The 24,953-nt window shown below is 71.1% G+C and carries 18 protein-coding genes; 13 read left to right on the top strand and 5 right to left on the bottom strand.

Features of this window, described 5'->3' with window-relative positions; all coding sequences use genetic code 11:
- Positions 1–20: 20 nt before the first annotated feature.
- The 7 genes from mtnA (at position 21) to ACIQOE_RS07000 (ending at position 8,966) form a co-directional block, all read left to right on the top strand.
- Positions 21–1,163: an S-methyl-5-thioribose-1-phosphate isomerase gene (gene mtnA, locus ACIQOE_RS07030; protein WP_365571797.1), complete on the top strand. Its 1,143-nt coding sequence runs from the start codon at positions 21–23 to the stop codon at positions 1,161–1,163.
- A gap of 209 nt (positions 1,164–1,372) precedes the next feature.
- Positions 1,373–2,062, top strand: a complete 690-nt coding sequence (gene mtrA, locus ACIQOE_RS07025; RefSeq protein ID WP_015659998.1) for a two-component system response regulator MtrA — start codon at positions 1,373–1,375, stop codon at positions 2,060–2,062.
- A 1-nt stretch (position 2,063) separates the two neighbouring features.
- Positions 2,064–4,121 carry an MtrAB system histidine kinase MtrB gene (gene mtrB, locus ACIQOE_RS07020; protein ID WP_401410047.1) on the top strand — a complete coding sequence of 686 codons (2,058 nt, stop codon included), beginning with the start codon at positions 2,064–2,066 and terminating at the stop codon, positions 4,119–4,121.
- Positions 4,111–5,949 (top strand): LpqB family beta-propeller domain-containing protein, encoded by a 1,839-nt coding sequence (locus ACIQOE_RS07015; RefSeq protein ID WP_401410045.1) that lies wholly within the window; start codon positions 4,111–4,113, stop codon positions 5,947–5,949. The genes mtrB and ACIQOE_RS07015 overlap by 11 nt, the downstream gene beginning before the upstream one ends.
- A 216-nt stretch (positions 5,950–6,165) precedes the next feature.
- The gene (locus ACIQOE_RS07010; protein WP_401410043.1) at positions 6,166–7,005 is read left to right on the top strand and encodes a phosphoribosyltransferase family protein; all 840 of its coding nucleotides are present in this window, start codon (positions 6,166–6,168) and stop codon (positions 7,003–7,005) included.
- A gap of 316 nt (positions 7,006–7,321) precedes the next feature.
- Complete coding sequence (gene hpf, locus ACIQOE_RS07005; RefSeq protein WP_351322863.1) at positions 7,322–8,014, top strand: ribosome hibernation-promoting factor, HPF/YfiA family; 693 nt, start codon at positions 7,322–7,324, stop codon at positions 8,012–8,014.
- A gap of 205 nt (positions 8,015–8,219) precedes the next feature.
- Complete coding sequence (locus ACIQOE_RS07000) at positions 8,220–8,966, top strand: response regulator transcription factor (RefSeq protein WP_351322864.1); 747 nt, start codon at positions 8,220–8,222, stop codon at positions 8,964–8,966.
- A gap of 15 nt (positions 8,967–8,981) precedes the next feature.
- Here ACIQOE_RS07000 and ACIQOE_RS06995 read toward each other — a convergent pair whose 3' ends face one another.
- Together ACIQOE_RS06995 and ACIQOE_RS06990 are read right to left on the bottom strand one after the other, a co-directional pair.
- A complete protein-coding gene (locus ACIQOE_RS06995; protein WP_351322865.1) occupies positions 8,982–10,172 on the bottom strand; it encodes a DNA glycosylase AlkZ-like family protein in 1,191 nt (396 codons plus the stop codon).
- Between the two features lie 49 nt (positions 10,173–10,221).
- Positions 10,222–10,797 (bottom strand): GNAT family N-acetyltransferase, encoded by a 576-nt coding sequence (locus ACIQOE_RS06990; RefSeq protein WP_401410040.1) that lies wholly within the window; start codon positions 10,795–10,797, stop codon positions 10,222–10,224.
- A gap of 358 nt (positions 10,798–11,155) precedes the next feature.
- Between ACIQOE_RS06990 and secA the strand changes: the two genes are divergently transcribed.
- Positions 11,156–13,999, top strand: coding sequence for a preprotein translocase subunit SecA (gene secA / locus ACIQOE_RS06985; RefSeq protein WP_351322867.1), 2,844 nt, complete (start codon positions 11,156–11,158; stop codon positions 13,997–13,999).
- A 121-nt stretch (positions 14,000–14,120) separates the two neighbouring features.
- On the opposite strand, the gene ACIQOE_RS06980 is transcribed toward secA, so the two are convergent.
- Positions 14,121–14,579: an Rv3235 family protein gene (locus tag ACIQOE_RS06980; protein WP_362644222.1), complete on the bottom strand. Its 459-nt coding sequence runs from the start codon at positions 14,577–14,579 to the stop codon at positions 14,121–14,123.
- A 339-nt stretch (positions 14,580–14,918) separates the two neighbouring features.
- Between ACIQOE_RS06980 and ACIQOE_RS06975 the strand changes: the two genes are divergently transcribed.
- From ACIQOE_RS06975 to ACIQOE_RS06965, 3 genes are all read left to right on the top strand, one after another.
- Positions 14,919–15,434 (top strand): DUF6912 family protein, encoded by a 516-nt coding sequence (locus ACIQOE_RS06975; RefSeq protein WP_401410037.1) that lies wholly within the window; start codon positions 14,919–14,921, stop codon positions 15,432–15,434.
- Between the two features lie 77 nt (positions 15,435–15,511).
- Positions 15,512–16,177 (top strand): HAD family hydrolase, encoded by a 666-nt coding sequence (locus ACIQOE_RS06970; RefSeq protein WP_362167840.1) that lies wholly within the window; start codon positions 15,512–15,514, stop codon positions 16,175–16,177.
- A gap of 458 nt (positions 16,178–16,635) precedes the next feature.
- Complete coding sequence (locus ACIQOE_RS06965) at positions 16,636–21,570, top strand: NAD-glutamate dehydrogenase (RefSeq protein WP_401410035.1); 4,935 nt, start codon at positions 16,636–16,638, stop codon at positions 21,568–21,570.
- Between the two features lie 117 nt (positions 21,571–21,687).
- On the opposite strand, the gene ACIQOE_RS06960 is transcribed toward ACIQOE_RS06965, so the two are convergent.
- A complete protein-coding gene (locus tag ACIQOE_RS06960; protein WP_351322874.1) occupies positions 21,688–22,569 on the bottom strand; it encodes an ABC transporter ATP-binding protein in 882 nt (293 codons plus the stop codon).
- A complete protein-coding gene (locus ACIQOE_RS06955; protein WP_351322875.1) occupies positions 22,562–23,479 on the bottom strand; it encodes an ABC transporter permease in 918 nt (305 codons plus the stop codon). The genes ACIQOE_RS06960 and ACIQOE_RS06955 overlap by 8 nt, the downstream gene beginning before the upstream one ends.
- 359 nt (positions 23,480–23,838) lie before the next feature.
- Between ACIQOE_RS06955 and ACIQOE_RS06950 the strand changes: the two genes are divergently transcribed.
- Together ACIQOE_RS06950 and ACIQOE_RS06945 are read left to right on the top strand one after the other, a co-directional pair.
- Complete coding sequence (locus ACIQOE_RS06950; RefSeq protein ID WP_351322876.1) at positions 23,839–24,465, top strand: TetR/AcrR family transcriptional regulator; 627 nt, start codon at positions 23,839–23,841, stop codon at positions 24,463–24,465.
- A gap of 79 nt (positions 24,466–24,544) precedes the next feature.
- Positions 24,545–24,922, top strand: coding sequence for a DoxX family protein (locus tag ACIQOE_RS06945; RefSeq protein WP_362644217.1), 378 nt, complete (start codon positions 24,545–24,547; stop codon positions 24,920–24,922).
- The last annotated feature ends 31 nt before the right edge of the window (positions 24,923–24,953 follow it).

The following is a 24,953-nucleotide window of genomic DNA, read 5'->3' as shown; positions in this document are numbered from 1 at the left end:
ATCCGGGGCAGACTGACGGCATGGCTGATCAGTACGCGCAAACCGGCGAGGACAAGCGGCCGACAGGAATGCCCGTGATCCGGTGGGAGGAGCCGCCCGAGGGCCCCGTGGTGGTCCTTCTTGACCAGACCAGACTGCCGGCCGAGGAGGTCGAGCTGGTGTGCACGGACGCGTCGGCGCTGGTCGAGGCGATCCGGACGCTCGCGGTGCGCGGAGCGCCGCTGCTGGGCATAGCGGGGGCGTACGGCGTCGCGCTCGCCGCCGTGCGGGGCTTCGACGTCGACGAGGCGGCGTTGGCGCTGGAGGGTGCCCGGCCCACGGCCGTGAACCTCTCCGTCGGGGTGCGCAGGGCCGTCGCCGCGTACCGGTCGGCGCTGGCCAAGAACGGTGACACCGGGGCGGCGGCGGTGGCGGCACTGGTCGCGGCGCGGGCGCTGCACCGCGAGGACGCCGAGGCGAGCGCCCGAATGGCCGGGCACGGGCTGGCTCTCCTCGACGAGTTGCTGCCGGGCGGCGGCCACCGCATCCTCACGCACTGCAACACCGGGTCGCTGGTGTCGGGAGGCGAGGGAACGGCGTTCGCGGTGGCCCTGCAGGCGCACCGGGCGGGGCGGCTGCGGCGGCTCTGGGTGGACGAGACGCGTCCGCTGCTGCAGGGCGCCCGGCTGACGGCGTACGAGGCGGCGCGCAGCGGCATGGCGTACAGCCTGCTCACCGACAACGCGGCGGGTTCCCTGTTCGCCGCGGGCGAGGTGGACGCGGTGCTGGTCGGAGCGGACCGGATCGCGGCCGACGGATCGGTGGCGAACAAGGTGGGGAGCTATCCGCTGGCGGTGCTGGCGCGGTACCACCATGTGCCGTTCATCGTGGTGGCGCCGTTGACGACGGTGGATCCGGAGACGCCGGACGGGGCGTCCATCGAGGTCGAGCAGCGCCCCGGCTACGAGGTGACCGAGGTCACAGCGCCGCAGGTGGCGGTGACGGGAGCGGGTGGCGGGATTCCGGTGGCACCGCTGGGGACCCAGGCGTACAACCCGGCGTTCGACGTGACGCCGCCCGAGCTGGTGACGGCGATCGTCACCGAGCACGGGGTGCTCTCGCCGGTGACGGCCGAGGCGCTGGCGGAGCTGTCCGCCAGGTCACGGCAGGTGCCGATCGGCTGACAAGGCCGGTGCAACCGCCGAAACGACCCCTCGACCTGTGGCGATGAGCAGGGCGGGGGGCGTCGGCCGTCAAGGGGTGCCCGGCGGCCGTCATGGGCCCGCACCCGGTCTCCCCGCATACGTGGGCAGACAGTGACGCCGTCCTGCGGCTATCGTCACAGGCCGGTGACCCTGGTCACCTGCGCAACCTTCACCGTTATGAGAATGGGATGATGTCGTTTATGAAGGGACGAGTCCTTGTCGTCGACGACGACACCGCACTGGCCGAGATGCTCGGCATCGTGCTGCGTGGTGAAGGTTTTGAGCCGTCTTTCGTAGCCGACGGCGACAAGGCGCTGGCCGCTTTCCGTGAGACCAAGCCCGATCTGGTGCTGCTGGACCTGATGCTGCCCGGCCGGGACGGCATCGAGGTGTGCCGCCTGATCAGGGCGGAGTCCGGGGTGCCGATCGTGATGCTCACGGCGAAGAGCGACACCGTCGACGTGGTCGTGGGCCTGGAGTCGGGCGCCGACGACTACATCGTGAAGCCGTTCAAGCCGAAGGAACTGGTCGCCCGGATCCGCGCCAGGCTGCGGAGGTCCGAGGAGCCGGCGCCGGAGCAGCTCGCCATAGGCGACCTGGTCATCGACGTGGCCGGGCACTCGGTGAAGCGGGACGGGCAGTCGATCGCGCTGACCCCGCTGGAGTTCGACCTGCTGGTCGCGCTCGCCCGCAAGCCGTGGCAGGTGTTCACGCGCGAGGTGCTCCTGGAGCAGGTCTGGGGCTACCGGCACGCGGCGGACACCCGTCTCGTCAACGTTCACGTCCAGCGGCTGCGCTCCAAGGTCGAGAAGGACCCGGAGCGTCCGGAGATCGTGGTGACCGTCCGTGGTGTCGGATACAAGGCCGGACCGAGCTGACATGTCCGAGGACAGTGCCGCTGCGGCCCCCGGCCGGTCCGGGGACCGTCCGGAGCGGCCTGTCGGCGTGAAGAGGCCCCGTTCGCGCTGGGCGCTGCTCGTCGAGGGCGGGCTGCTGCAGGGCGGGGTCCAGGGCAGCCCGGTGCTGCGGCTGTTCATGCGCTGGGTGCGCCGGCCGCTGCTGCCGGTCATGCGGCTGTGGCGGCGCAACATCCAGCTCAAGGTCGTCGTCACGACCCTGCTGATGTCGCTGGGCGTCGTCCTGCTGCTCGGTTTCGTCGTCATCGGGCAGGTCCGCAACGGCCTCCTCGACGCCAAGGTGAAGGCCTCGCAGAGCCAGGCCACCGGCGGTTTCGCGGTCGCCAAGCAGAAGGCCGACGAGGCCGCGACCGGCACCGGGGACACGACGGTGTCACCGGACGGACGCCAGTCGCAGAACCTCACCCCCTGGATGAGCGACCTCGTCGAGTCCCTGTCCAGCGGCGGCCAGGGCGCCTTCGACGTGGTGACGCTGCCCGCGGGCGACAACAGCGGCGGCGGGCGCGGTCCGCGCGCCTCCGGCCAGGTGGACCCGGCGTCCAGCGTCCCCGACGACCTGCGCACCCGGATCAACGGGACCATGACCGCCGCGCAGAGCTACACGCGGATCGTCTACACGGACAGCGACAAGGAGTCGCAGCCCGCCCTGGTCATCGGCAAGCAGGTCAACGACCCGAACGGCGACCCGTACGAGCTGTACTACCTCTTCCCGCTCACCCAGGAGGAGAAGTCCCTCAGCCTGGTCAAGGGCACGCTCGCGACGGCCGGTCTGTTCGTCGTCGTCCTGCTCGGGGCCATCGCCTGGCTGGTGGTGCGGCAGGTCGTGACGCCGGTGCGGATGGCGGCCGGGATCGCCGAGCGGCTGTCCGCCGGGCGGCTGCAGGAGCGCATGAAGGTCACCGGCGAGGACGACATCGCGCGGCTCGGCGAGGCCTTCAACAAGATGGCGCAGAACCTCCAGCTGAAGATCCAGCAGCTGGAGGACCTGTCGCGGATGCAGCGCCGGTTCGTGTCGGACGTGTCGCACGAGCTGCGTACGCCGCTGACGACCGTACGGATGGCGGCCGACGTCATCCACGAGGCGCGCGAGGACTTCGATCCGGTGACCGCGCGGTCCGCGGAGCTCCTCGCCGACCAGCTGGACCGGTTCGAGTCGCTGCTTGCCGACCTCCTGGAGATCAGCCGTTTCGACGCGGGCGCCGCGGCGCTGGAGGCCGAGCCGATAGACCTCAGGGAGGTCGTGCGGCGCGTGGTCAGCGGGGCCGCGCCGCTCGCGGAGCGCAAGGGCACGCACATACGCGTGCTCGGCGACCTGCAGCCCGTGGTGGCCGAGGCGGACGCCCGGCGCGTGGAGCGGGTGCTGCGCAACCTGGTCGTCAACGCCGTGGAGCACGGCGAGGGCAAGGACGTCGTCGTCAAGCTGGCCTCGGCCGGCGGCGCGGTGGCGATCGCGGTGCGCGACTACGGCGTCGGCCTCAAGCCCGGCGAGGCGACGCGGGTCTTCAGCCGCTTCTGGCGGGCGGACCCGGCACGCGCGCGTACCACCGGCGGAACCGGCCTCGGGCTGTCGATCGCCCTGGAGGACGCGCGGCTGCACGGCGGCTGGCTGCAGGCGTGGGGAGAGCCGGGCGGCGGCTCGCAGTTCCGGCTGACGCTGCCGAGGACCGCCGACGAGCCGCTGCGGGGCTCGCCGATACCCCTGGAGCCGAAGGACTCCCGGCGCAACCGGGGTCTCAGCGACGCCGGTCTGCCGGGCGGCGACGGCAAGCGGGCCACCGTGCCGATGCAGTCCGGCGGCGGGCAGGGAGCGGCGCTCGCTCCCATGGCGCAGCGGATGGCGGGCGTGACCCCGACCGCCGACCCGACGGCGCTGCCCGGCAACGGGGCGCGGGTGGTGCCCAGGCCCGGCGGGAGCGCGCGGCGCCAGGAGAGCACGCCCGGTACCGGCCCGGCGGACGACGGGAGCGTCGGCGGGCCGGACGAGTCGAACAAGCCAGGGGAGGCATTTCGTGGTCGGTGACCGCGAGGGGAGCGCGCGGCCCGGACCGGTGCGCGCGGCGGCGTACGCCGCCTGCGGAGCCGTACTGCTGGCGGGCTGTGCCTCCATGCCGGACAGCGGTGATCTGCGGGACGTCGAGTCCACGCCACGGCAGGACACGCAGGTGCGGGTCTTCGCCATGCCGCCGCAGCAGGACGCCTCCTCCACCGAGATCGTCCAGGGCTTCCTGGAGGCCCTGACCAGTGACGATCCGCGGTACGACACGGCACGCAAGTACCTGAGCCCGGCCGCCGCGAAGATCTGGCGGCCGGATTCGCAGGCGACCGTGCTGGCGAACGGGCCGAGCATCCAGACGGATCCGCGCCCGGCCGGCCGGGACGGCACGGACAGCATCACGTACACGTTGCAGGGCAGCCGGGTGGCGACCGTCGACGCGCAGCAGGCGTACACGCCCGCCGCCGGGACGTATCAGAGGACGGTGCACCTGACGAAGGACGCCAAGAGCGGGCAGTGGCGGATCGACTCGCTGCCGCAGGGCGTCGTGATGGGCAAGTCCGACTTCCAGCGCAACTACACGTCCGTCAACAAGTACTACTTCGCGTCGGGGACGTCCGCGGGGGAGACCGGGCAGCCGGTGGCGGTCGCCGATCCGGTCTTCGTCCGCAGCCGGGTGGATCCGACGACCCAGCTGGTGCGTTCGCTGATCAACGGCCCGACCACCTGGCTCGGCCCGGTGGTCCGGTCGAGCTTCCCGACCGGTACGGCTCTGAAGAAGGGCGTGTCCGGGCTGACGCCGGACGACCAGAACCGGGTCACCGTGCCGCTGAACGTCAAGGCGTCCCGGATCGGTTCGGTCAAGTGCACCGAGATGGCGACCGAGTTGCTGTTCACGCTGCGGAACCTGACGCCCACCGTGGAATCGGTGGCGCTGCAGTCCGTCGGCGGCGGCCGGATGTGCGACGTCACCGAGGAAGAGGCCGAGGCGACCGCCTGGCGGCCGTCCGCCAAGCGGCCCGACTACCTGTACTTCCTGGACGGCAAGCACCGGCTGGTGCGGATGACGGCCGGCGGGACCGGCACCGGCGCGGTGGCCGTGCCGGGGCCGTTCGGGGCGGGCACCAAGCCGCTGCAGTCGGTGGCGGTCGCCCGCGACGAGCGGACCGCGGCCGGGGTCAGCAGCGACGGCAGGTCGCTGTACGTCACCTCGCTCGCGTCGGACGGCTCGCTCGGCGACGCCGTGCTGACCAGCCACGGAGCGACCGAGGACGACCGGCTGACGGCGCCGAGCTGGGACGCCAGGGGCGACCTGTGGGTGGCCGACCGGAACGCCGCCGATCCGCAGCTGTACATGCTGGCGCAGGGCGTCGGCCAGCCGATGGCGGTGCAGATCCCCGAGCTGAACGGCCGCATCGAGGACGTGCGGGTCGCCGCCGACGGGGTGCGGATCGCGCTCGTCGTGGAGAAGGACGGCAAGCAGTCGCTGCTGGTGGGGCGGATCGAGCGCAGCAGGTCGGACGACCAGCAGGAGGTCTCGGTCCTGGAGCTGCGGTCCGCCACCCCCGGCTCGGAGGAGGTCACCGCGATGTCCTGGGCCGGGGACAGCCGGCTCGTGGTCGTCGGGCGTGAGCAGGGCGGCGTGCAGCAGACGCGGTACGTGCAGGTCGACGGCTCCACGCCGGACGGACCGGCGCCCGCGGCACTCACGGGCGTGCTGGCGATCGCCGCCTCCGAGGACGACCGGGTGCCGCTGGTGGCCCGGTCGAAGGACGACGGGATCGTCCGGCTGCCGTCCGGGGCGCAGTGGCAGAAGGTGGTCAAGGACGGTTCGGCGCCGATATACCCGGGCTGAGGCCGCCTCTTCGTCATACGCGGGCTGAGGCCGCCTCGTCGTCCGGATATGCGGGCTGAAGCCGCCTCCTCGTCCGGGCGGGCCCCGTTGGCCGGGCTCCGTCGGTGCGGCGCGGAGTCCGGCTCCGCGGGCGGTCGCTGCGCTTCCCGTCCGGTTGTCCACAGGCGGTTGTCCACAGGGGTGGCCGCCGCGGCCGGGTGTGGGCACAGTGGGGTCATGCGGGGGTGGTGGCAGGACCTCACCGACCTGGTGCTCCCGGCCGAGTGCGGAGGCTGTGGGACGCCTCGCACGGTGCTCTGTCCCGAGTGCCGTGCCGCCCTGAGCGGGGCCGTACCGCGCCGGGTGCGACCGGTGCCGGAGCCGCGTGGGCTGCCGGCGGTGTACGCGGCGGCGGCCTACGCGGACGAGGTGCGGGCGGTTCTCCTCGCCCACAAGGAGCGGGGCGCGTTGGCGCTCGCGGGGGCGCTCGGTGCGGCCCTCGCGGGAGTGGTGCGCGCCGGGCGCCCCGGCATCGGCCCCGCGCTTCTCGTGCCGGTGCCCTCCGCGCCGTGGGCCGTGCGGGCGCGGGGACACGATCCGGTGCGGCGGATCGCCCTCGCGGCGGCCGCGGAGCTGCGGCGCACCGGAGTCCCGGCGCGGGTGGTCCCGGTGCTCCGGCAGCGGCGGGCCGTCGCCGACCAGTCGGGGCTCAACTCCCGGCAGCGGCTGGCGAACATCGACGGCGCGCTGGAGGTCGTGGCCGGCGGTGCCCGGCTCCTCGCGGGCGGCCGGGTCGTCCTCGTCGACGACCTCGTCACGACCGGCGCCACCCTCGCCGAAGCGGCACGTGCGGTACGGGAGAGGACGGGGCCGGAAGGGGCAGGAGAAGAGACAACGGCTGTGTATCGGCGCGCGGCTTGGGAAGGTAGGGAGGAACGGACCGCCGGACCGAGGGAAGAACGAGCGAAGTGGACACGGGACGCACCGGGAATCGCCGAGGGGAACGCCCCCGCGTGGCCGATCCGCGCGGCCGTGATCGCAGCCGCACCGGATTCTTTCGAAATGAACCGGAACTGACTGCTAACGCTCATCGTTGCAGGTAGTGACCGGGCCAATTCACCTGAATGGAGGTACGCATCAGTAGAGGGTGACGACATCCGTCCGGGCGAGATATGTTCGGTTGTGAGGGAGAAAGCCGCAGGCCGTGGCTCCCGAATCCGAATGCCGTGCCGCGTGTTTTCCGTAATCATCGCGGTGCTGGGGTGCAGATCTTGCCCATGGGGGAGGAGGAGGTGAAGTCGCCGAGTCCGAGGCTCCGGGGTTCCCCGGAGTCGGGTGCAAAAAGGGAGATGCTCCGCCAGAGGAGCGGAGCGCTCCGGGAACGGAGTTCTGCGTGGACATCGTCGTCAAGGGCCGCAAGACCGAGGTGCCCGAGCGGTTCCGCAAGCACGTGGCCGAGAAGCTGAAGCTGGAGAAGATCCAGAAGCTCGACGGCAAGGTGATCAGCCTCGACGTCGAGGTGTCCAAGGAGCCCAACCCCCGACAGGCGGACCGTTGCGACCGGGTGGAGATCACGCTCCGCTCCCGCGGTCCGGTGATCCGGGCGGAGGCAGCGGCCAGCGACCCGTACGCGGCACTCGACCTGGCGGCGGAGAAGCTGGACGCGCGGCTGCGCAAGCAGCACGACAAGCGGTACTCCCGTCGTGGCGCCCAGCGGATCCCGGCCGCCGAAGTCGCCGACCACGTCCCGGACGCGGCGACCCTCAACGGGAACGGCGTCCCCGTCCCGGCGGAAGAGCCCGACGGCGTGCCCACCAAGAAGATGGGCTCCCTGGAGGTGAAGGGCGAAGGCCCCCTCATCGTCCGCGAGAAGACCCACGTCGCCTCACCGATGAGCCTCGACCAGGCCCTGTACGAGATGGAACTGGTCGGACACGACTTCTACCTGTTCGTCGACTCCGAGACCAAGGAGCCGAGCGTCGTCTACCGGCGACACGCGTACGACTACGGCGTCATCCACCTGAGCACCGACCCGATGGTCGCCCAGGCGCAACCCCCGGCGGCGGGAGGCACACTGGGCGGCTGACCCGCCCGCCCGGTAGCTGAGCCGGTGCCCCTGGAAGCGTGCGTGCGCCCCAGGGGCACCGGTGTGCGACCACTTCGCGCCCCGCTCTGTCTCCGCGTTGCCGCCCAGGCATGGAATCATGGCCGCAACGGTCCAACCGGTGGGCCGCTGCCTTGGGTTGGCGATGGCACAGCACCACAGGCCACAGCCTTCAGGGGGAGGAACGATGGCGGACAGCTTCGGACCGTTGCGGGACGATGCCGGCGACGGCGTCACCGGCCTGGGCCCGGACACGGAGGGCACAGCGCGCAAGGAACCCATCAGAGTCCTTGTCGTGGACGACCATGCGCTCTTCCGCCGCGGCCTGGAGATCGTGCTCGCCGCCGAGGAGGACATCCAGGTCGTCGGCGAGGCGGGCGACGGCGCCGAGGCCGTGGACAAGGCCGCCGACCTGCTGCCGGACATCGTGCTGATGGACGTCCGGATGCCCAAGCGCGGAGGCATCGAGGCCTGCACCTCCATCAAGGAGGTCGCGCCCAGCGCGAAGATCATCATGTTGACGATCAGCGACGAGGAAGCCGATCTCTACGAGGCGATCAAGGCGGGCGCGACCGGATATCTCCTCAAGGAGATCTCCACCGACGAGGTGGCCACCGCCATTCGCGCCGTGGCCGACGGGCAGTCGCAGATCAGCCCGTCCATGGCGTCGAAACTCCTCACCGAGTTCAAGTCGATGATCCAGCGCACCGACGAGCGCCGGCTGGTCCCGGCGCCACGGCTCACCGACCGCGAACTCGAAGTCCTCAAACTCGTCGCCACGGGCATGAACAACCGCGATATCGCGAAGGAGTTGTTCATCTCCGAGAACACCGTGAAGAACCACGTGCGCAACATCCTGGAGAAGCTGCAGCTGCACTCCAGGATGGAGGCCGTGGTCTACGCGATGCGGGAGAAGATCCTGGAGATCCGCTGAGACCTCCGGGACCGGTCAGCGCAGCGCGGCCATCAGCGCGCGGCTGACCTCCCGGACGAGCGGCTCCCGCAGTTCCGGTGCGTCCACCCGCTCCACCCGCACGGTCGTGCAGTCCACCCAGCTCGCCGCCTCGACCAGGGCCTCGGCCACCGCCGGAACCGCCTTCGGCGTGTCCAGCGCCACCTGCCGTGCCACCAGCACACCGCCCGCCTCACGCGCCGGATCCACCCGGCCCACCAGACGGCCGCCGGCCAGCACCGGCATCGCGTAGTAGCCGTACACCCGCTTCGGCTTCGGGACGTACGCCTCCAGGCGGTGGGTGAATCCGAAGATCCGCTCCGTGCGCGCCCGGTCCCAGATCAGCGAGTCGAAGGGCGAGAGCAGCGTCGTCCGGTGCCGGCCGCGCGCCGGAGCGGCCAGGGCCGCCGGGTCCGCCCAGGCCGGCTTGGACCAGCCCTCCACCTCCACCGGCACCAGCCCCGAATCGGCGATCACCGCGTCGACCTGCTCGCCCTTGAGCCGGTGGTAGTCGGCGATGTCGGCGCGCGTGCCGACACCCAGCGACTGCCCGGCCAGCCCGACCAGACGGCGCAGGCACTCGGTGTCGTCCAGGTCGTCGTGGAGCAGCGCGCTCGGGACGGCGCGCTCGGCGAGGTCGTACACCCGCTTCCAGCCGCGCCGCTGGACGCACACCACCTCGCCGTACATCAGGGCGCGCTCCACGGCGACCTTGGTGCCGGACCAGTCCCACCACTCGCTGGTCTTCTTCGCGCCGCCCAACTCCGTCGCGGTCAGCGGGCCTTCGGTGCGCAGCTGCTTGATGACCTGGTCGTAGACGCCGTCGGGGAGGTCGTGGCTCCAGTGCGGGCGGTCGCGGTAGGCGCGGCGGCGGAAGGCGAAGTGCGGCCACTCCTCGACGGGCAGGATGCAGGCCGCGTGCGACCAGTACTCGAACGCGTGCGTGTCGGTCCAGTAGGCCGCGTCGACCGCCTTGCGCCCGACGGCTCCGAGGCGGGCGTACGGGATGAGCTCGTGGGAACGGGCGAGGACCGAGATGGTGTCGAGCTGGACCGCGCCGAGGTGGCGGAGCACGCCCCGCACGCCCGAGCGGCGGTCGGGGGCACCGAGGAAGCCCTGAGCCCGCAGGGCGATGCGGCGGGCGTCGTCCGCCGACAGGACGGTGGTGGGGCGCGGGAGGGTCGTCATGGAGCGGACGATAGAGGGTGGCACTGACAGTGCGGAAAGACTCCCGGTCTCAGCCCTGCGAGGGGGCCGGCAGATAGGGCGCGGCCGAGGGCAGGCCCAGGTCCGACGGCAGCAGCGAGCCCACCCAGCAGTCGCGCCGCACCCCCTTGTTGTCGAGGGCGGAGCGCAGGGTGCCCTCGACGGTGAACCCGGCACGTTCGGCGACGGCGCGCGAGCCGTGGTTGCCCACCTCGGCACGCCACTCGACCCGGCCGATCGCCAGCTGCGTGAACGCCCAGTGGGCGGCGGTCCGGGTGGCCTCGCTGATGTAGCCGCGGCGGCGGTGCTCCGCGGCGGTCCAGAAACCCACCTCGGCCGTGCCCGGTGAGCGCATGGTCAGGCCGAGCATCCCGGCCAGCTCCCCGGCCGGCAGGAACACGCCGAAGGTGAACATCGAACCCGCCGACCAGCCGTCGGGGACCAGCTGCTCGGTGAAACTCCGGGCATGCTCCGGGAGGTAGGGCGAGGGGATGGTCGTCCAGCGCTGGATGGCCGGATCCTGGGCGGCCGCGTACACCGCGTCGGTGTCCCGCGGGCCGACCGTGCGCAGCAGCAGACGGGCGGTGGTGAGCGTGACGGGTTCCATCGGCCGATTCTGCGCGGCCCGGCACCCGGCGCGCCACGCATTTCGCGTTCCGTGGCCGCGCGATCACGGTTCGCGCAAATCCTCGGCGGATGCGGCACTATCGGGCCGCCCCGGCCGTTGTCCCCTGTGAAGCGGTCAGAAAGCGGAAATCGATCCGGCACCACCCCCCCCCACAACCGAATGGCCACCCGGAGGAGTCACCCGAAGGGGGCCCGCGGCGCCCTCGGAAAAGCGGCGGACGGCCGTCGGGCCGCCAGGCCTCCCGGCGCGGCCGGGTCCTCGCATACGATGGCCGTTGCTCAGTACGTCCAATCGAAACCGACCGTCCCAGGCCCGATCGGCAAGGAGACAAACCCCCGTGTCCGTCCTCTCGAAGATCATGCGTGCAGGCGAAGGCAAGATCCTGCGCAAGCTGCACCGCATCGCGGACCAGGTCAACTCCATCGAAGAGGACTTCGTCGACCTCTCCGACGCCGAGCTGCGGGCCCTCACCGATGAGTACAAGCAGCGCTACGCCGACGGAGAGAGCCTCGACGACCTGCTCCCCGAGGCGTTCGCGACCGTCCGCGAGGCCGCCAAGCGCGCCCTCGGCCAGCGCCACTACGACGTGCAGATCATGGGTGGCGCCGCCCTCCACCTCGGCTACGTGGCCGAGATGAAGACCGGTGAGGGCAAGACCCTCGTCGGCACCCTGCCCGCGTACCTCAACGCGCTGTCGGGCAAGGGCGTCCACCTGATCACGGTCAACGACTACCTGGCCGAGCGCGACTCCGAGATGATGGGCCGCGTCCACAAGTTCCTGGGCCTGAACGTCGGCTGCATCCTGGCCAACATGTCGCCCGCCGAGCGCCGCGAGCAGTACGCGGCGGACATCACGTACGGCACGAACAACGAGTTCGGCTTCGACTACCTGCGCGACAACATGGCGTGGGCCCAGGACGAGCTCGTCCAGCGCGGCCACAACTTCGCCATCGTCGACGAGGTCGACTCCATCCTGGTCGACGAGGCCCGTACGCCGCTGATCATCTCCGGCCCGGCCGACCAGGCCACCAAGTGGTACGGCGACTTCGCCAAGCTGGTCCTGCGCCTCAAGAAGGGCGAGGCCGGCAACCCGCTCAAGGGCATCGAGGAGACCGGCGACTACGAGGTCGACGAGAAGAAGCGCACGGTCGCCATCCACGAGTCCGGCGTCTCCAAGGTCGAGGACTGGCTGGGCATCGACAACCTCTACGAGTCGGTGAACACGCCTCTGGTGGGCTACCTGAACAACGCCATCAAGGCGAAGGAGCTCTTCAAGAAGGACAAGGACTACGTCGTCATGGACGGCGAAGTCATGATCGTCGACGAGCACACCGGCCGTATCCTCGCCGGCCGCCGCTACAACGAGGGCATGCACCAGGCGATCGAGGCGAAGGAAGGGGTGGACATCAAGGACGAGAACCAGACCCTCGCCACGATCACCCTGCAGAACTTCTTCCGCCTCTACAAGCGCCACGACCACAACGGCAAGGAGCAGCCCGGCCTGTCCGGCATGACCGGTACGGCCATGACCGAGGCCGCCGAGTTCCACCAGATCTACAAGCTCGGCGTGGTCCCGATCCCGACGAACCGGCCGATGGTCCGCAAGGACCAGTCCGACCTCATCTACCGCACCGAGGTCGCCAAGTTCGAGGCGGTCGTCGACGACATCGCGGAGAAGCACGAGAAGGGCCAGCCGATCCTGGTCGGCACGACCTCCGTCGAGAAGTCGGAGTACCTCTCCCAGCAGCTCTCCAAGCGCGGCATCCAGCACGAGGTGCTCAACGCCAAGCACCACGAGCGGGAGGCGTCGATCGTCGCGCAGGCCGGCCGCAGGGGCGCCGTCACGGTGGCCACCAACATGGCCGGCCGTGGTACCGACATCAAGCTCGGCGGCAACCCGGACGACCTCGCCGAGGCGGAGCTGCGCCAGCGCGGCCTCGACCCCGAGGAGCACATCGAGGAGTGGGCGCAGGCCCTGCCCGCCGCCCTGGAGAACGCCGAGCGCGCGGTGAAGGCCGAGTTCGAGGAGGTCAAGGACCTCGGCGGCCTGTACGTCCTCGGTACCGAGCGGCACGAGTCGCGCCGGATCGACAACCAGCTGCGCGGTCGTTCCGGCCGTCAGGGCGACCCCGGCGAGTCCCGTTTCTACCTCTCCCTCGGTGACGACCTGATGCGCCTGTTCAAGGCCCAGATGGTCGAGCGCGTGATGTCCATGGCCAACGTGCCGGACGACGTGCCGATCGAGAACAAGATGGTCACCCGCGCGATCGCGTCCGCGCAGTCGCAGGTCGAGCAGCAGAACTTCGAGACGCGCAAGAACGTCCTGAAGTACGACGAGGTGCTCAACCGCCAGCGTGAGGTCATCTACGGCGAGCGCCGCCGCGTCCTGGAGGGCGAGGACCTGCAGGAGCAGATCCAGCACTTCATGGACGACACGATCGACGCGTACGTCGGCGCGGAGACCGCCGAGGGCTTCCCGGAGGACTGGGACCTCGACCGGCTGTGGGGCGCCTTCAAGCAGCTCTACCCGGTCAAGGTGACCATCGAGGAGCTGGAGGAGGCGGCCGGCGACCGTGCCGGTCTGACCGCCGAGTACATCTCCGAGTCCATCAAGGACGACGTCCAGGACCAGTACGCGGCGCGGGAGGCGCAGCTCGGCTCCGAGATCATGCGTGAGCTGGAGCGCCGGGTCGTGCTGTCGGTCCTCGACCGCAAGTGGCGCGAGCACCTCTACGAGATGGACTACCTCCAGGAGGGCATCGGCCTGCGCGCGATGGCCCAGAAGGACCCGCTGGTCGAGTACCAGCGCGAGGGCTTCGACATGTTCACCGCCATGATGGACGGCATCAAGGAGGAGTCCGTCGGCTACCTGTTCAACCTGGAGGTCCAGGTCGAGCAGCAGGTCGAGGAGGTCCCGGTCGAGGACGCGGCGGTGGCCGCGGACGGCGTCCAGGACGCGGTGCCGGCCCAGGCGGGCGCCCGTCCCGAGATCCGCGCGAAGGGCCTGGAGGCGCCGCAGCGCCGGGGCATGCACTTCTCCGCGGCCACCGTGGACGGCGAGGGCGGTCTCGTCGAGGGCGACTTCGACTACGACGACGAGCCGGCCCGCTCCGAGGCGGACGGCCTCACCCGCGCCGAGCGCCGCAAGCAGGCGAAGGGCAGCCGCCGCCGCAGGAAGTGACGGCACCCGCGACACCGGCCAGGGCCGGCCACCCCGCACAGGGGGGCCGGCCCTTCGGCTTGCCGCGGGGCGGCGCGCCCTGGGGCTTGCCGCGAACGTCCCGTCTGCCGAGGGGCCGGCCCTAGTCGGTGTGCGGAGGGCGGGGGACGCCCAGTTCGACCGCTGTGCAGCGCCAGCGCAGGTCCTGGCTCTGCTCCAGGCGGAAGGCCATGGCCCGCAGCTGGTCGCCCGCCGCGATGCGGGCGAAGACCTCCAGGGCGCCGGCCCGGGGCACGTAGTAGCCGATGTCGTGGACGACGGGGTCGGTGCCGCGGGCGCGCAGCGGGCCGCGGGCGGCGAGGCGCGCCAGGTCGTCGTAGGCGGGTCCCGCCGTGTGCCGGAGCATCCAGTGGACGGGGCGGCGGCCGCTGAGGACGGCCAGCAGGCGCTCCGCGAAGAGGTCGGTGGGGCGAGGGCCCGGCGGGGCCGCCGGAGGCGTCAGCGGCCTGCGGGAGGTCGCGCCGGGCCGGCGGGAGTCGCGGCGGCCGGGCGGGCGGGTGCCCGGGCGGAGCTGGGCGGTCCTGGTCATGACCTTGTTCATGGGAGACCCCGTTCGGCGGGCCCGGCGGGTACCGGGCGGTAACTTGCGGTCGGGGATCTTGTACGGGGGCCGGGACGGCGGCAGCAAGGCGGTGACCGTCCATGCGGGGAGCCCCGCGGGATTCACTTATCCGAGTGATCGGTGAGCCCGGAAACCCTCGGGACGGGCGGCGGTACCGGGTGAATCGCGCGGCACCGGGTTGACGGTGCGGGCGTCGGTGCCCGGGACCCGAAAGGGGACGCCCGCACGTATCCTTGAGGCCCTCCGGGAGGCCGCCAGGACCTCCGGGAGAGGCACCAGCCGAGCCAGTCGAAGAGTCCCGGAAGAGAGCGGCCCCCCATGCGCGTCTACGTCCCCCTGACCCTCCCCGGGCTCGCCGAGGCCCACAAGACGGGCGAGCTGGGGACCGGTCCGTTCGCCGCCTACGCCGTCACGCCCGCGCTGCGCGAGTGGTACCTCTCCGACGACATCGAGGAGCTGGAGTACGCCGCGCTCAACCGGGCCGCGCTCGCCTCGCTGCGGCTGCTCGCGGCCGACCGGGACGCGCCGCGGCGCCGGGTCGTGGTCGCCGTGGACGTCCCCGACGGCACGGCGGCGGCCGACCCGGACCGCGGCCTCGACCCGGCGGCACTGGGCGAGGTGCGGGTGACCGGGCCGGTGGCGCTGGCCAAGGCGGCCGCGGTGCACGTCGACTCCGACGACGCCGAGGAGGACGTCACGGCCGCGGCCGGGGCGCTGGCGGCGGCGGACGGCGGGGACGACGACGCGCAGTTCACCGTGGACGGCGCCGAGGACCACGAGCTGCTCTGGTACGCCACGCAGGAGATCCCGAACCTGGTCGGCCTCGGCGGCTGAACCCGGCCGTACGGCTGTGACCTGCGGCGATGTTCCACCGGTCTTGAGTGTCGGCGGTGGCGGGTAGCGTTTTCGGCATGGGGAAGCACGAAAGCGCGCACATCGTCTGGGACTGGAACGGGACGCTGTTCCACGACAACGACGCGATCATCGGGGCGACGAACGCGGCCTCGGCCGAGCTGGGCCTCGCGCCGATCACGCTGGAGCAGTACCGGGCGCTGTACTGCGTGCCGGTGCCTAAGTTCTACGAGCGGCTGATGGGGCGGCTGCCGACCGACGCCGAGTGGGAGGCCATGGACGAGATCTTCCACCGGTACTACGCCGAGCACCGCGCCCTGTGCGGGCTGACCGACGGGGCCGCCGAGCTGCTGGCCGGCTGGCGTTCGGCGGGAGGCAGCCAGTCGCTGCTGAGCATGTACGTGCACGAGGAGCTCGTGCCGCTGGTGCGCGGGTTCGGGATCGAGCCGCACTTCGTCCGGGTCGAGGGCCGCGTCGGGCCGTCCGGCGGCAGCAAGGCCGAGCACATGGTGCGCCACCTGCGGTCCCTGGGGGAGGTGCGGCCCGGGCGGACCGTGGTGATCGGGGACGCGGCGGACGACGCGGTGGCCGCGCGGGCCGTGGGCGCGCAGGCGGTGCTGTACACCGGCGGGTCGCACGGCAGGGCGAGCCTTGAGGAGGTCGGCGTGCCGGTCGTGGACTCGCTCGCGGAGGCGGTCGAGGAGGCGCAGCGACTGGTGGCGTGAAGCGGCCGGGGAGGCGCGTGGTGCCTCCCGCGGTCAAGCAGGCGCCGCGTCGCTGTGCAGAACGTCAAAGTTCCACCCCCTCTTTTGTACACATACGGCTCATGACGGCCCCCGGGTGATGAGCGATAGCCTTGGTGGCGTGATCAGCGCGATAGTTCGCGGGGGCACCGATGCCCCTGCCCTGCGCCCGGCGAGCACGGAACACCTCCGTGACCGGGCGGCGGTCGCTGGTCTTCGCGGGCGGAGGGCGCTCGGAACGGCCCTGGTGGCGACGGCCCCGAGAGGCACGTCACACCCTTGGGGCATGTCGAGAATGGCCGAATACCCCCCGCTCGTCTCACCCTGCGGCATAGCGTCGGAGCAGACCGGAGACCCCGGCCGTGGCGTCGAGCCGCAGGGGGAAGAGCCCGTACTTCCTTCTACGTCACGCAATGGCGCGCGACAGGAGCCAGAGGACAATGCAGACCAAGCTGGACGAAGCCAAGGCCGAGCTGCTCGATCGGGCCGCCCGGGTAGCTGAGAACAGCCCGGCAGGGGGGCTACCGACGGGGACGGCGGGGACCGCGGACCAGGAGTCCGTGTTCGCGTTCCTTCAGCGCTACTACCTGCACACCGCACCGGAGGACCTGGCCGACCGCGACCCGGTCGACGTCTTCGGCGCGGCCCTCTCGCACTTCCGTCTTGCCGAGACCCGCCCGCAGGGCACCGCGAGCGTCCGGGTCCACACCCCGTCCGTCGAGGAGAACGGGTGGACCTGCAGCCACTCCGTGGTGGAGGTCGTCACCGACGACATGCCCTTCCTCGTCGACTCGGTCACCAATGAGCTGACCCGGCAGGGGCGCGGCATCCACGTCGTGATCCACCCGCAGTTCGCGGTCCGCCGCGACCTCACCGGCAAGCTGATCGAGATGCTGCCCGCCCCGGGCGCCGGCGAGGAGCTGCCGCACGACGGGCACATCGAGTCCTGGATCCACGTGGAGATCGACCGCGAGACCGATCGCGCCGACCTCAAGCAGATCACCGCCGACCTGCTGCGGGTCCTCTCCGACGCCCGCGAGGCCGTCGAGGACTGGGAGAAGATGCGCGAGGCGGCCCTGCGGATCGCCGGCGGCATCGAGGCCGAGGCGCTGCCGACGGACCTGCCCGCCCACGAGACCGAGGAAGCCCGCGAGCTGCTGCGCTGGCTCGCCGACGACCACTTCACCTTCCTCGGCTTCCGCGAGTACCAGCTGCGCGACGACGACTCCCTGGGCGCCGTGCCCGGCACCGGCCTCGGCATCCTGCGCTCCGACCCGCCGCACGCCGGCGAGGAGGGCCACCCGGTCAGCCCGTCCTTCGAGCGGCTCCCGGCCGACGCGCGCGCCAAGGCCCGTGAGCACAAGCTCCTCGTCCTGACCAAGGCGAACAGCCGGTCGACCGTGCACCGGCCGTCGTACCTGGACTACATCGGCGTCAAGAAGTTCGACGCGGACGGCAACGTGGTCGGCGAGCGCCGCTTCCTCGGGCTGTTCTCGTCCGCCGCGTACACCGAGTCGGTGCGCCGGGTGCCGGTCATCCGCCGCAAGGTCGACGAGGTCCTCGCCCGGGCCGGCTTCTCGCCCCACAGCCACGACGGCCGCGACCTGCTCCAGATCATGGAGACCTACCCGCGCGACGAGCTGTTCCAGACCCCGGTCCCCGAGCTGGAATCGATCGTCACCAGCGTCCTCTACCTCCAGGAACGCCGCCGGCTCCGCCTCTACCTGCGCCAGGACGAGTACGGCCGCTACTACTCGGCCCTCGTCTACCTGCCCCGGGACCGCTACACGACCGGCGTCCGGCTGCGGATCATCGACATCCTGAAGGAGGAGCTCGGCGGCACCAGCGTCGACTTCACCGCCTGGAACACCGAATCGATTCTCTCCCGGCTGCACTTCGTCGTCCGGGTCCCGCAGGGCACCGAGCTGTCCGAGCTGTCGGACGCCGACAAGGACCGCATCGAGGCCCGCCTGGTCGAGGCGGCCCGCTCCTGGGCCGACAGCTTCGCCGAGGCGCTCAACGCCGAGTGCGGCGAGGAGCGCGCGGCCGAACTGCAGCGCCGCTACACCAACTCGTTCCCCGAGGGCTACAAGGCCGACCACACCCCGCGCGCCGCGGTCGCCGACCTGGTGCACCTGGAGCGGCTCACCGAGGAGCCGGGCAACGACTTCGCGCTCAGCCTCTACGAGCCGGTGGGCGCCGCACCCGGCGAGCGCCGCTTCAAGATCTACCGCAAGGGCGCCGCGATCTCGCTGTCCGCGGTGCTGCCGGTCCTCAACCGGCTCGGCGTCGAGGTGATCGACGAGCGGCCGTACGAGCTGCGCTGCTCGGACCGGACGACCGCGTGGATCTACGACTTCGGGCTGCGCATGCCGAAGGTGTCCGGCGGAAGCAACGGCGACTACCTGGGCGAAGACGGCCGTGAGCGGTTCCAGGACGCGTTCGCGGCGACCTGGACCGGCCTCGCGGAGAACGACGGCTTCAACGCGCTGGTGCTGAGCGCCGGGCTGAACTGGCGGCAGGCGATGGTGCTGCGGGCGTACGCCAAGTACCTGCGGCAGGCCGGTTCCACGTTCAGCCAGGACTACATGGAGACCACGCTCCGCCACAACGTCCACACCACGCGGCTGCTCGTCTCGCTGTTCGAGGCCCGGATGTCCCCGGACCGGCAGAAGGCCGGCCTGGAGATCACCGACGCCCTCCACGAGGAGCTGGACGCGGCGCTCGACCAGGTGGCGAGCCTCGACGAGGACCGCATCCTGCGGTCCTTCCTGACCGTCATCAAGGCGACGCTGCGCACCAACTTCTTCCAGGAGACGGCGGACGGCACCCCGCACTCGTACGTCTCCATGAAGTTCGACCCGCAGGCCATCCCGGACCTCCCGGCGCCGCGTCCGGCGTTCGAGATCTGGGTGTACTCGCCGCGTGTCGAGGGTGTGCACCTGCGCTTCGGCAAGGTCGCCCGCGGCGGGCTGCGCTGGTCCGACCGGCGTGAGGACTTCCGGACCGAGATCCTCGGCCTGGTCAAGGCGCAGATGGTCAAGAACACCGTCATCGTGCCGGTCGGCGCCAAGGGCGGGTTCGTCGCCAAGCAGCTGCCGGACCCGGCGAAGGACCGCGACGCGTGGCTGGCCGAGGGCATCGCCAGCTACAAGACCTTCATCTCGGCGCTGCTCGACATCACCGACAACATGGTCGCCGGCGAGGTCGTGCCCCCGCAGGACGTGGTCCGGCACGACGAGGACGACACCTACCTGGTGGTCGCGGCCGACAAGGGCACGGCGACGTTCTCCGACATCGCCAACGAGGTCGCCGGCAGCTACGACTTCTGGCTCGGCGACGCCTTCGCCTCCGGCGGTTCCGCGGGCTACGACCACAAGGGCATGGGCATCACCGCGCGCGGTGCCTGGGAGTCCGTGAAGCGGCACTTCCGGGAACTGGACGTCGACACGCAGTCCGAGGACTTCACCGTCGTCGGCATCGGCGACATGTCCGGTGACGTGTTCGGCAACGGCATGCTGCTCAGCGAGCACATCCGCCTGGTCGCCGCCTTCGACCACCGGCACATCTTCATCGACCCCACCCCGGACGCGGCCACCTCCTACGCCGAGCGCCGCCGCCTGTTCGACCTGCCCCGCTCCAGCTGGGCCGACTACAACACCGAACTGCTCTCGGCGGGCGGCGGGATCTTCCCGCGCAGCGCCAAGGCGATCCAGGTCAACGGCCACATCCGCGAGGCCCTCGGCATCGAGGAGAAGGTCGGCAAGCTGACCCCGGCCGAGCTGATGAAGGCGATCCTGGAGGCGCCGGTCGACCTGCTGTGGAACGGCGGTATCGGCACCTACGTCAAGGCGTCGACCGAGTCCAACGCGGACGTCGGCGACAAGGCCAACGACGCCATCCGCGTCGACGGCGCCGACCTGCGCGTCAAGGTCGTCGGCGAGGGCGGCAACCTGGGCCTGACCCAGCTCGGCCGGATCGAGTTCGCCCGCCAGGGCGGCAGGATCAACACCGACGCCATCGACAACAGCGCCGGCGTGGACACCTCCGACCACGAGGTGAACATCAAGATCCTGCTCAACGGCGTGGTCGCGGACGGCGACATGACGGTCAAGCAGCGCAACAAGCTGCTCGCCGAGATGACCGACGAGGTCGGCTCCCTGGTGCTGCGCAACAACTACGCGCAGAACGTGGCGATCTCCAACGCGCTGGCCCAGTCCAAGGACATGCTCCACGCCCAGCAGCGGTTCCTGCGCCACCTGGTCAGGGAGGGGCACCTCGACCGGGCCCTGGAGTTCCTGCCCACCGACCGCCAGATCCGCGAGCGGCTGGGCTCCGGCCAGGGTCTGACCAGCCCGGAGACGGCCGTCCTGCTGGCGTACACGAAGATCACGGTCGCCGACGAACTGCTGGCGACCACGCTGCCGGACGACCCGTACCTGAGCGGTCTGCTGCACGCCTACTTCCCGACCGCCCTGCGCGACCGGTTCGCCGCCGCGCTCGCCACCCACCCGCTGCGCCGCGAGATCACGACCACGGTCCTGGTCAACGACACGGTCAACACCGGTGGCACGACCTACCTGCACCGGCTGCGCGAGGAGACCGGGGCCTCCCTGGAGGAGATCGTCCGCGCGCAGACCGCGGCGCGTGCGATCTTCCGTTCCGCGCCGGTCTGGGACGCGGTCGAGGAGCTGGACAACAGGGTCGACGCGGCCGTCCAGACCCGGATCCGGCTGCACTCCCGCCGTCTGGTGGAGCGCGGCACCCGCTGGCTGCTCAACAACCGTCCGCAGCCGCTCCAACTGCTCGAGAACGTCGACTTCTTCTCCGAGCGGGTCGAGCAGGTCTGGCAGCAGCTGCCCAAGCTGCTGCGCGGCGCGGACCTGGAGTGGTACCAGCACGTGTACGACGAGCTGTCCGCGGCCGGTGTCCCGGACGAGCTGGCGAGTCGGGTGGCCGGTTTCTCCTCGGCCTTCCCGGCGCTGGACATCGTCTCGGTGGCCGACCGGATGGGCAAGGAGCCGCTGGAGGTCGCCGAGGTCTACTACGACCTCGCCGACCGCCTCGGGGTCACCCAGCTGATGGACCGGATCATCGAGCTGCCGCGGGACGACCGCTGGCAGTCGATGGCCCGCGCCTCCATCCGCGAGGACCTGTACGCGGCGCACGCGATGCTCACCGCCGACGTGCTCGCCGCGGGCGACGGCAGTGCCAGCCCCGAGCAGCGCTACCAGGACTGGGAGGAGAAGAACGCCGCCATCCTGAGCCGGGCCCGTACCACGCTGGAGGAGATCCGCGGCTCGGACTCCTTCGACCTGGCCAACCTGTCGGTGGCCATGCGGACGATGCGGACGCTGCTGCGCACGCACGTGTAGACGCGGTCGTACGGCGTGAGGGCCGTACGACACGAAAGGCGCCCCGGGCCGGTGACGGCTCGGGGCGCCTTTGCGCTGTGCGGATCCCGCGGAGGCGGGGCTCCGGGAGGCCGGGCCTCAGGAAGGCTGGGTGACCTTGGAGGCGTCCGGGGCCTCGGCCTGCTTCGGCGGCGCGGCCTTGGGCTTCGGCTTGGCCTTCGCCTTGTCGGACTTGTCGCCGGAGAAGGCCTCGTACTCGGTGAGGACGTCCTCGGTCGGGCCGTCCATGCGCAGCACACCGCGCTCCAGCCACAGCACCCGCTCGCAGGTGTCGCGGATGGACTTGTTGTTGTGGCTGACCAGGAACACCGTGCCGGCGTGCTTGCGCAGCTCCCGGATGCGCTCCTCGGAACGCTTGCGGAAGGACGCGTCACCGGTGGCCAGGGCCTCGTCGATGAGCAGGACGTCGTGGTCCTTGGCCGCCGCGATGGAGAACCGCAGGCGGGCGCCCATGCCGGAGGAGTACGTGCGCATCGGCAGGGTGATGAAGTCGCCCTTCTCGTTGATGCCGGAGAAGTCGACGATCTCCTGGTAGCGCTCCTTGATCTCCTCGCGGGACATGCCCATGGCGAGGCCGCCGAGGTAGACGTTCTTCTCGCCGGTCAGGTCGCCCATCAGGGCCGCGTTGACGCCGAGGAGGGAGGGCTGCCCGTCGGTGTAGATGGCGCCGTTCTCCACCGGGAGGAGGCCGGCGACGGCCTTGAGGAGCGTGGACTTGCCGGAGCCGTTGCTGCCGATGAGACCGATCGCCTCGCCCTTGTAGGCGACGAAGGAGACGTCCTTGACGGCGTGCACCTTGCGGACGCCCGCCGCCTGCTCGGCGTGCTTGCGGCGCATGATGCGGTTGAGGGCCGCGGTCGCGGAGCCGCGGCCGGCGCCGGTGCCGTTGACCCGGTAGACGATGTCGACGTGGTCGGCGATGACGGTGGGGATCGGGGTGTCGTTGATGTTCTCAGCCACGGCCGTACGTCTCCTCAGCCTTCCAGAAGTAGATGAAGCCGCCGACGCCGGCGACGAGGGCCCAGCCGGTCGCGATGACCCACACGTGCGCGGGGAGCTGGCTCGCGTGGAAGCTGTCGATCAGGGAGAAGCGCATCAGGTCGATGTAGACGGCGGACGGGTTGGCCTTGAGCACCGGGGCCACCCAGCTCGGCAGACCCTTGTGGCCGCCGGTCAGCTTGTCGATGCTCCACATGACGCCGGAGATGTACATCCAGGTGCGCAGCACGAACGGCATCAGCTGGGAGATGTCCGGGGTCTTGGCGCCCATGCGGGCCATGATCAGCGACACGCCGGTGTTGAAGGTGAACTGGAGGAGCAGCGCGGGGATGGCCAGCAGCCAGGAGGCGGCGACCGGCACCCCGAAGCAGAGCAGGATGACGATCAGGGCGCACATCGAGAACAGCAGCTGCTGGAGCTGCTGGAGGCAGAAGGAGATCGGCAGTGCGGCCCGCGGGAAGTGCAGGGCGCGGACGAGGCCGAGGTTGCCGGCGATCGCGCGGGTGCCGGTCATGATCGAGCTCGACGTGAAGGTCCAGATGAACACGCCCGTGACCAGGAACGGGATGTAGTCCGGCACATTGCGCTTGGTGTCCAGCAGCACGCCGAAGATGAAGTAGTACACCGCCGCGTTCAGCAGCGGGGTCATGATCTGCCAGACCTGGCCGAGCTTCGCCTGGGCGTACTGGGCCGTGAGCTTGGCGGTGGCGAACGCGGTGATGAAGTGCCGCCGGGCCCACAACTGGCCGACGTACTGCGGCAGGGTGGGACGGGCGCCGCTGACCGAGAGTCCGTGCCGGGCGGCGAGTGCCGCGAGGTCGTCCTCGGCCGTGACCGGGGTCGGGGGCGGTGTGTGGAGAACCTGGGTCACATCCGCTGCTTTCACTCGGGGGGTGGGGGTGCGGCGTCCGGCTGGACACCGGTCCCGTCACCCGGCGTTCGCTTACGCTTCTCTTCACGTTTTCTTACGTCGGGACGGGACCGTATCGTCGCAACGGGAGCGTAGGCCGAGTTGGCGTCGGAACGCAACCGTTTCGTCGTCACGGGCCGGTGTGGGCCGTGACACTCCCGAGGTCCGGGCGCGACCGATTCGTTGCGCGCGAGCACTCGGGTCCGCTCTCGGTACGGCGGTGAGCTGGGAGGCGTTCAGAACGGCGGTCCTGAGGCGAACGGGTGGCGGGCCTCGTCGGGACGCAACCGTTTCGTCGTTACGCCCCTATGCTGGGTGGCATGACGACGAACGCCGAGGAGCCCCAGACGCGTCCGCGCCGACGAGCCCCCGCCGGGGCGGCCGTCCTCCGCGAGGACGTGACCGAGGCCATCCGGGCCGCCGTCTTCGAGGAACTCGCCGCGGTCGGGTACGCCCGGATGTCCATCGAGGGCATCGCGCGCCGCGCGGGCGTCGGCAAGACCGCCGTCTACCGCCGCTGGCGCTCCAAGCTGCACCTCGTCCTCGACGTCGTCTCCGCCCTCGCGGTGCTGGGCCTGCCGGTCCCCGACACCGGCTCCCTGGAGGGCGACCTGCGCCTCCTGTACGAGGTCACCTCCCGCGCGCTGCGCCACCCGGTCGCCTCGCAGATCATCCCGGACCTCCAGGCCGAGGCGGCCCGCAACCCGGAGATCGCCGAGGCCATGCAGAAGACGCTGCGCGAGGGCCAGGACGGCGTCGCCAGCAAGATCATCGAGGCGGCCCAGCGGCGCGGTGAACTCGCCGCGAACCTCGACGACGACCTGGCCATGGACCTGATCTCCGGCCCGCTGTACTGGCGTTCGGTGGTGATCCGCACCCCGAAGCTGCCGAAGGGGTATCTGGCGGCACTGGCCCGTGGCACCACGGAGGCGCTCAAGGCGCTGTGAACCGCTCGGCCGGGGATGTCACAGGCGGCCAAGCCGTCTCGTCACAGGGGCGCAGGCATCCTCGATCTAGGAGTGGACGATGAACCTGGCCCTGTGGATCGCCGCGGCGCTGCTCGCCGCGGTGGCTCTGACCGGTGGGATCAGCAAGACGTTCGTGCCCCGGGAGAAGCTGGCCGCGGCCCACGGAGGAGGCTGGACCGCGGACGCGGGCACCGGCTTCGTCAAGACGCTCGGTGTGCTGGAGCTGCTGGCGGCGGCGGGTCTGCTGCTGCCGGCGGCCGTCGGCGTGGCACCGGTGCTGGTACCGGTGACGGCCGGGGCCTGGGTTCTGCTGATGGCCGGTGCGATGATCACCCATGGCCGGCGCGGCGAGACCGCGTTCGTGGCGCTGAACCTGGTCTACCTCGTGCTCGCGCTCGTCGTCGCGGTGGGCCGGTTCGGTCCCGCGTCCTTCTGACCGGCCGGTTCACGGACACCGAGGGGGAGCA

This window comes from Streptomyces sp. NPDC091282 (assembly GCF_044757385.1).
Lineage (GTDB): Bacteria > Actinomycetota > Actinomycetes > Streptomycetales > Streptomycetaceae > Streptomyces > Streptomyces gramineus.
This window is presented reverse-complemented; position numbering and strand designations above follow the sequence as displayed.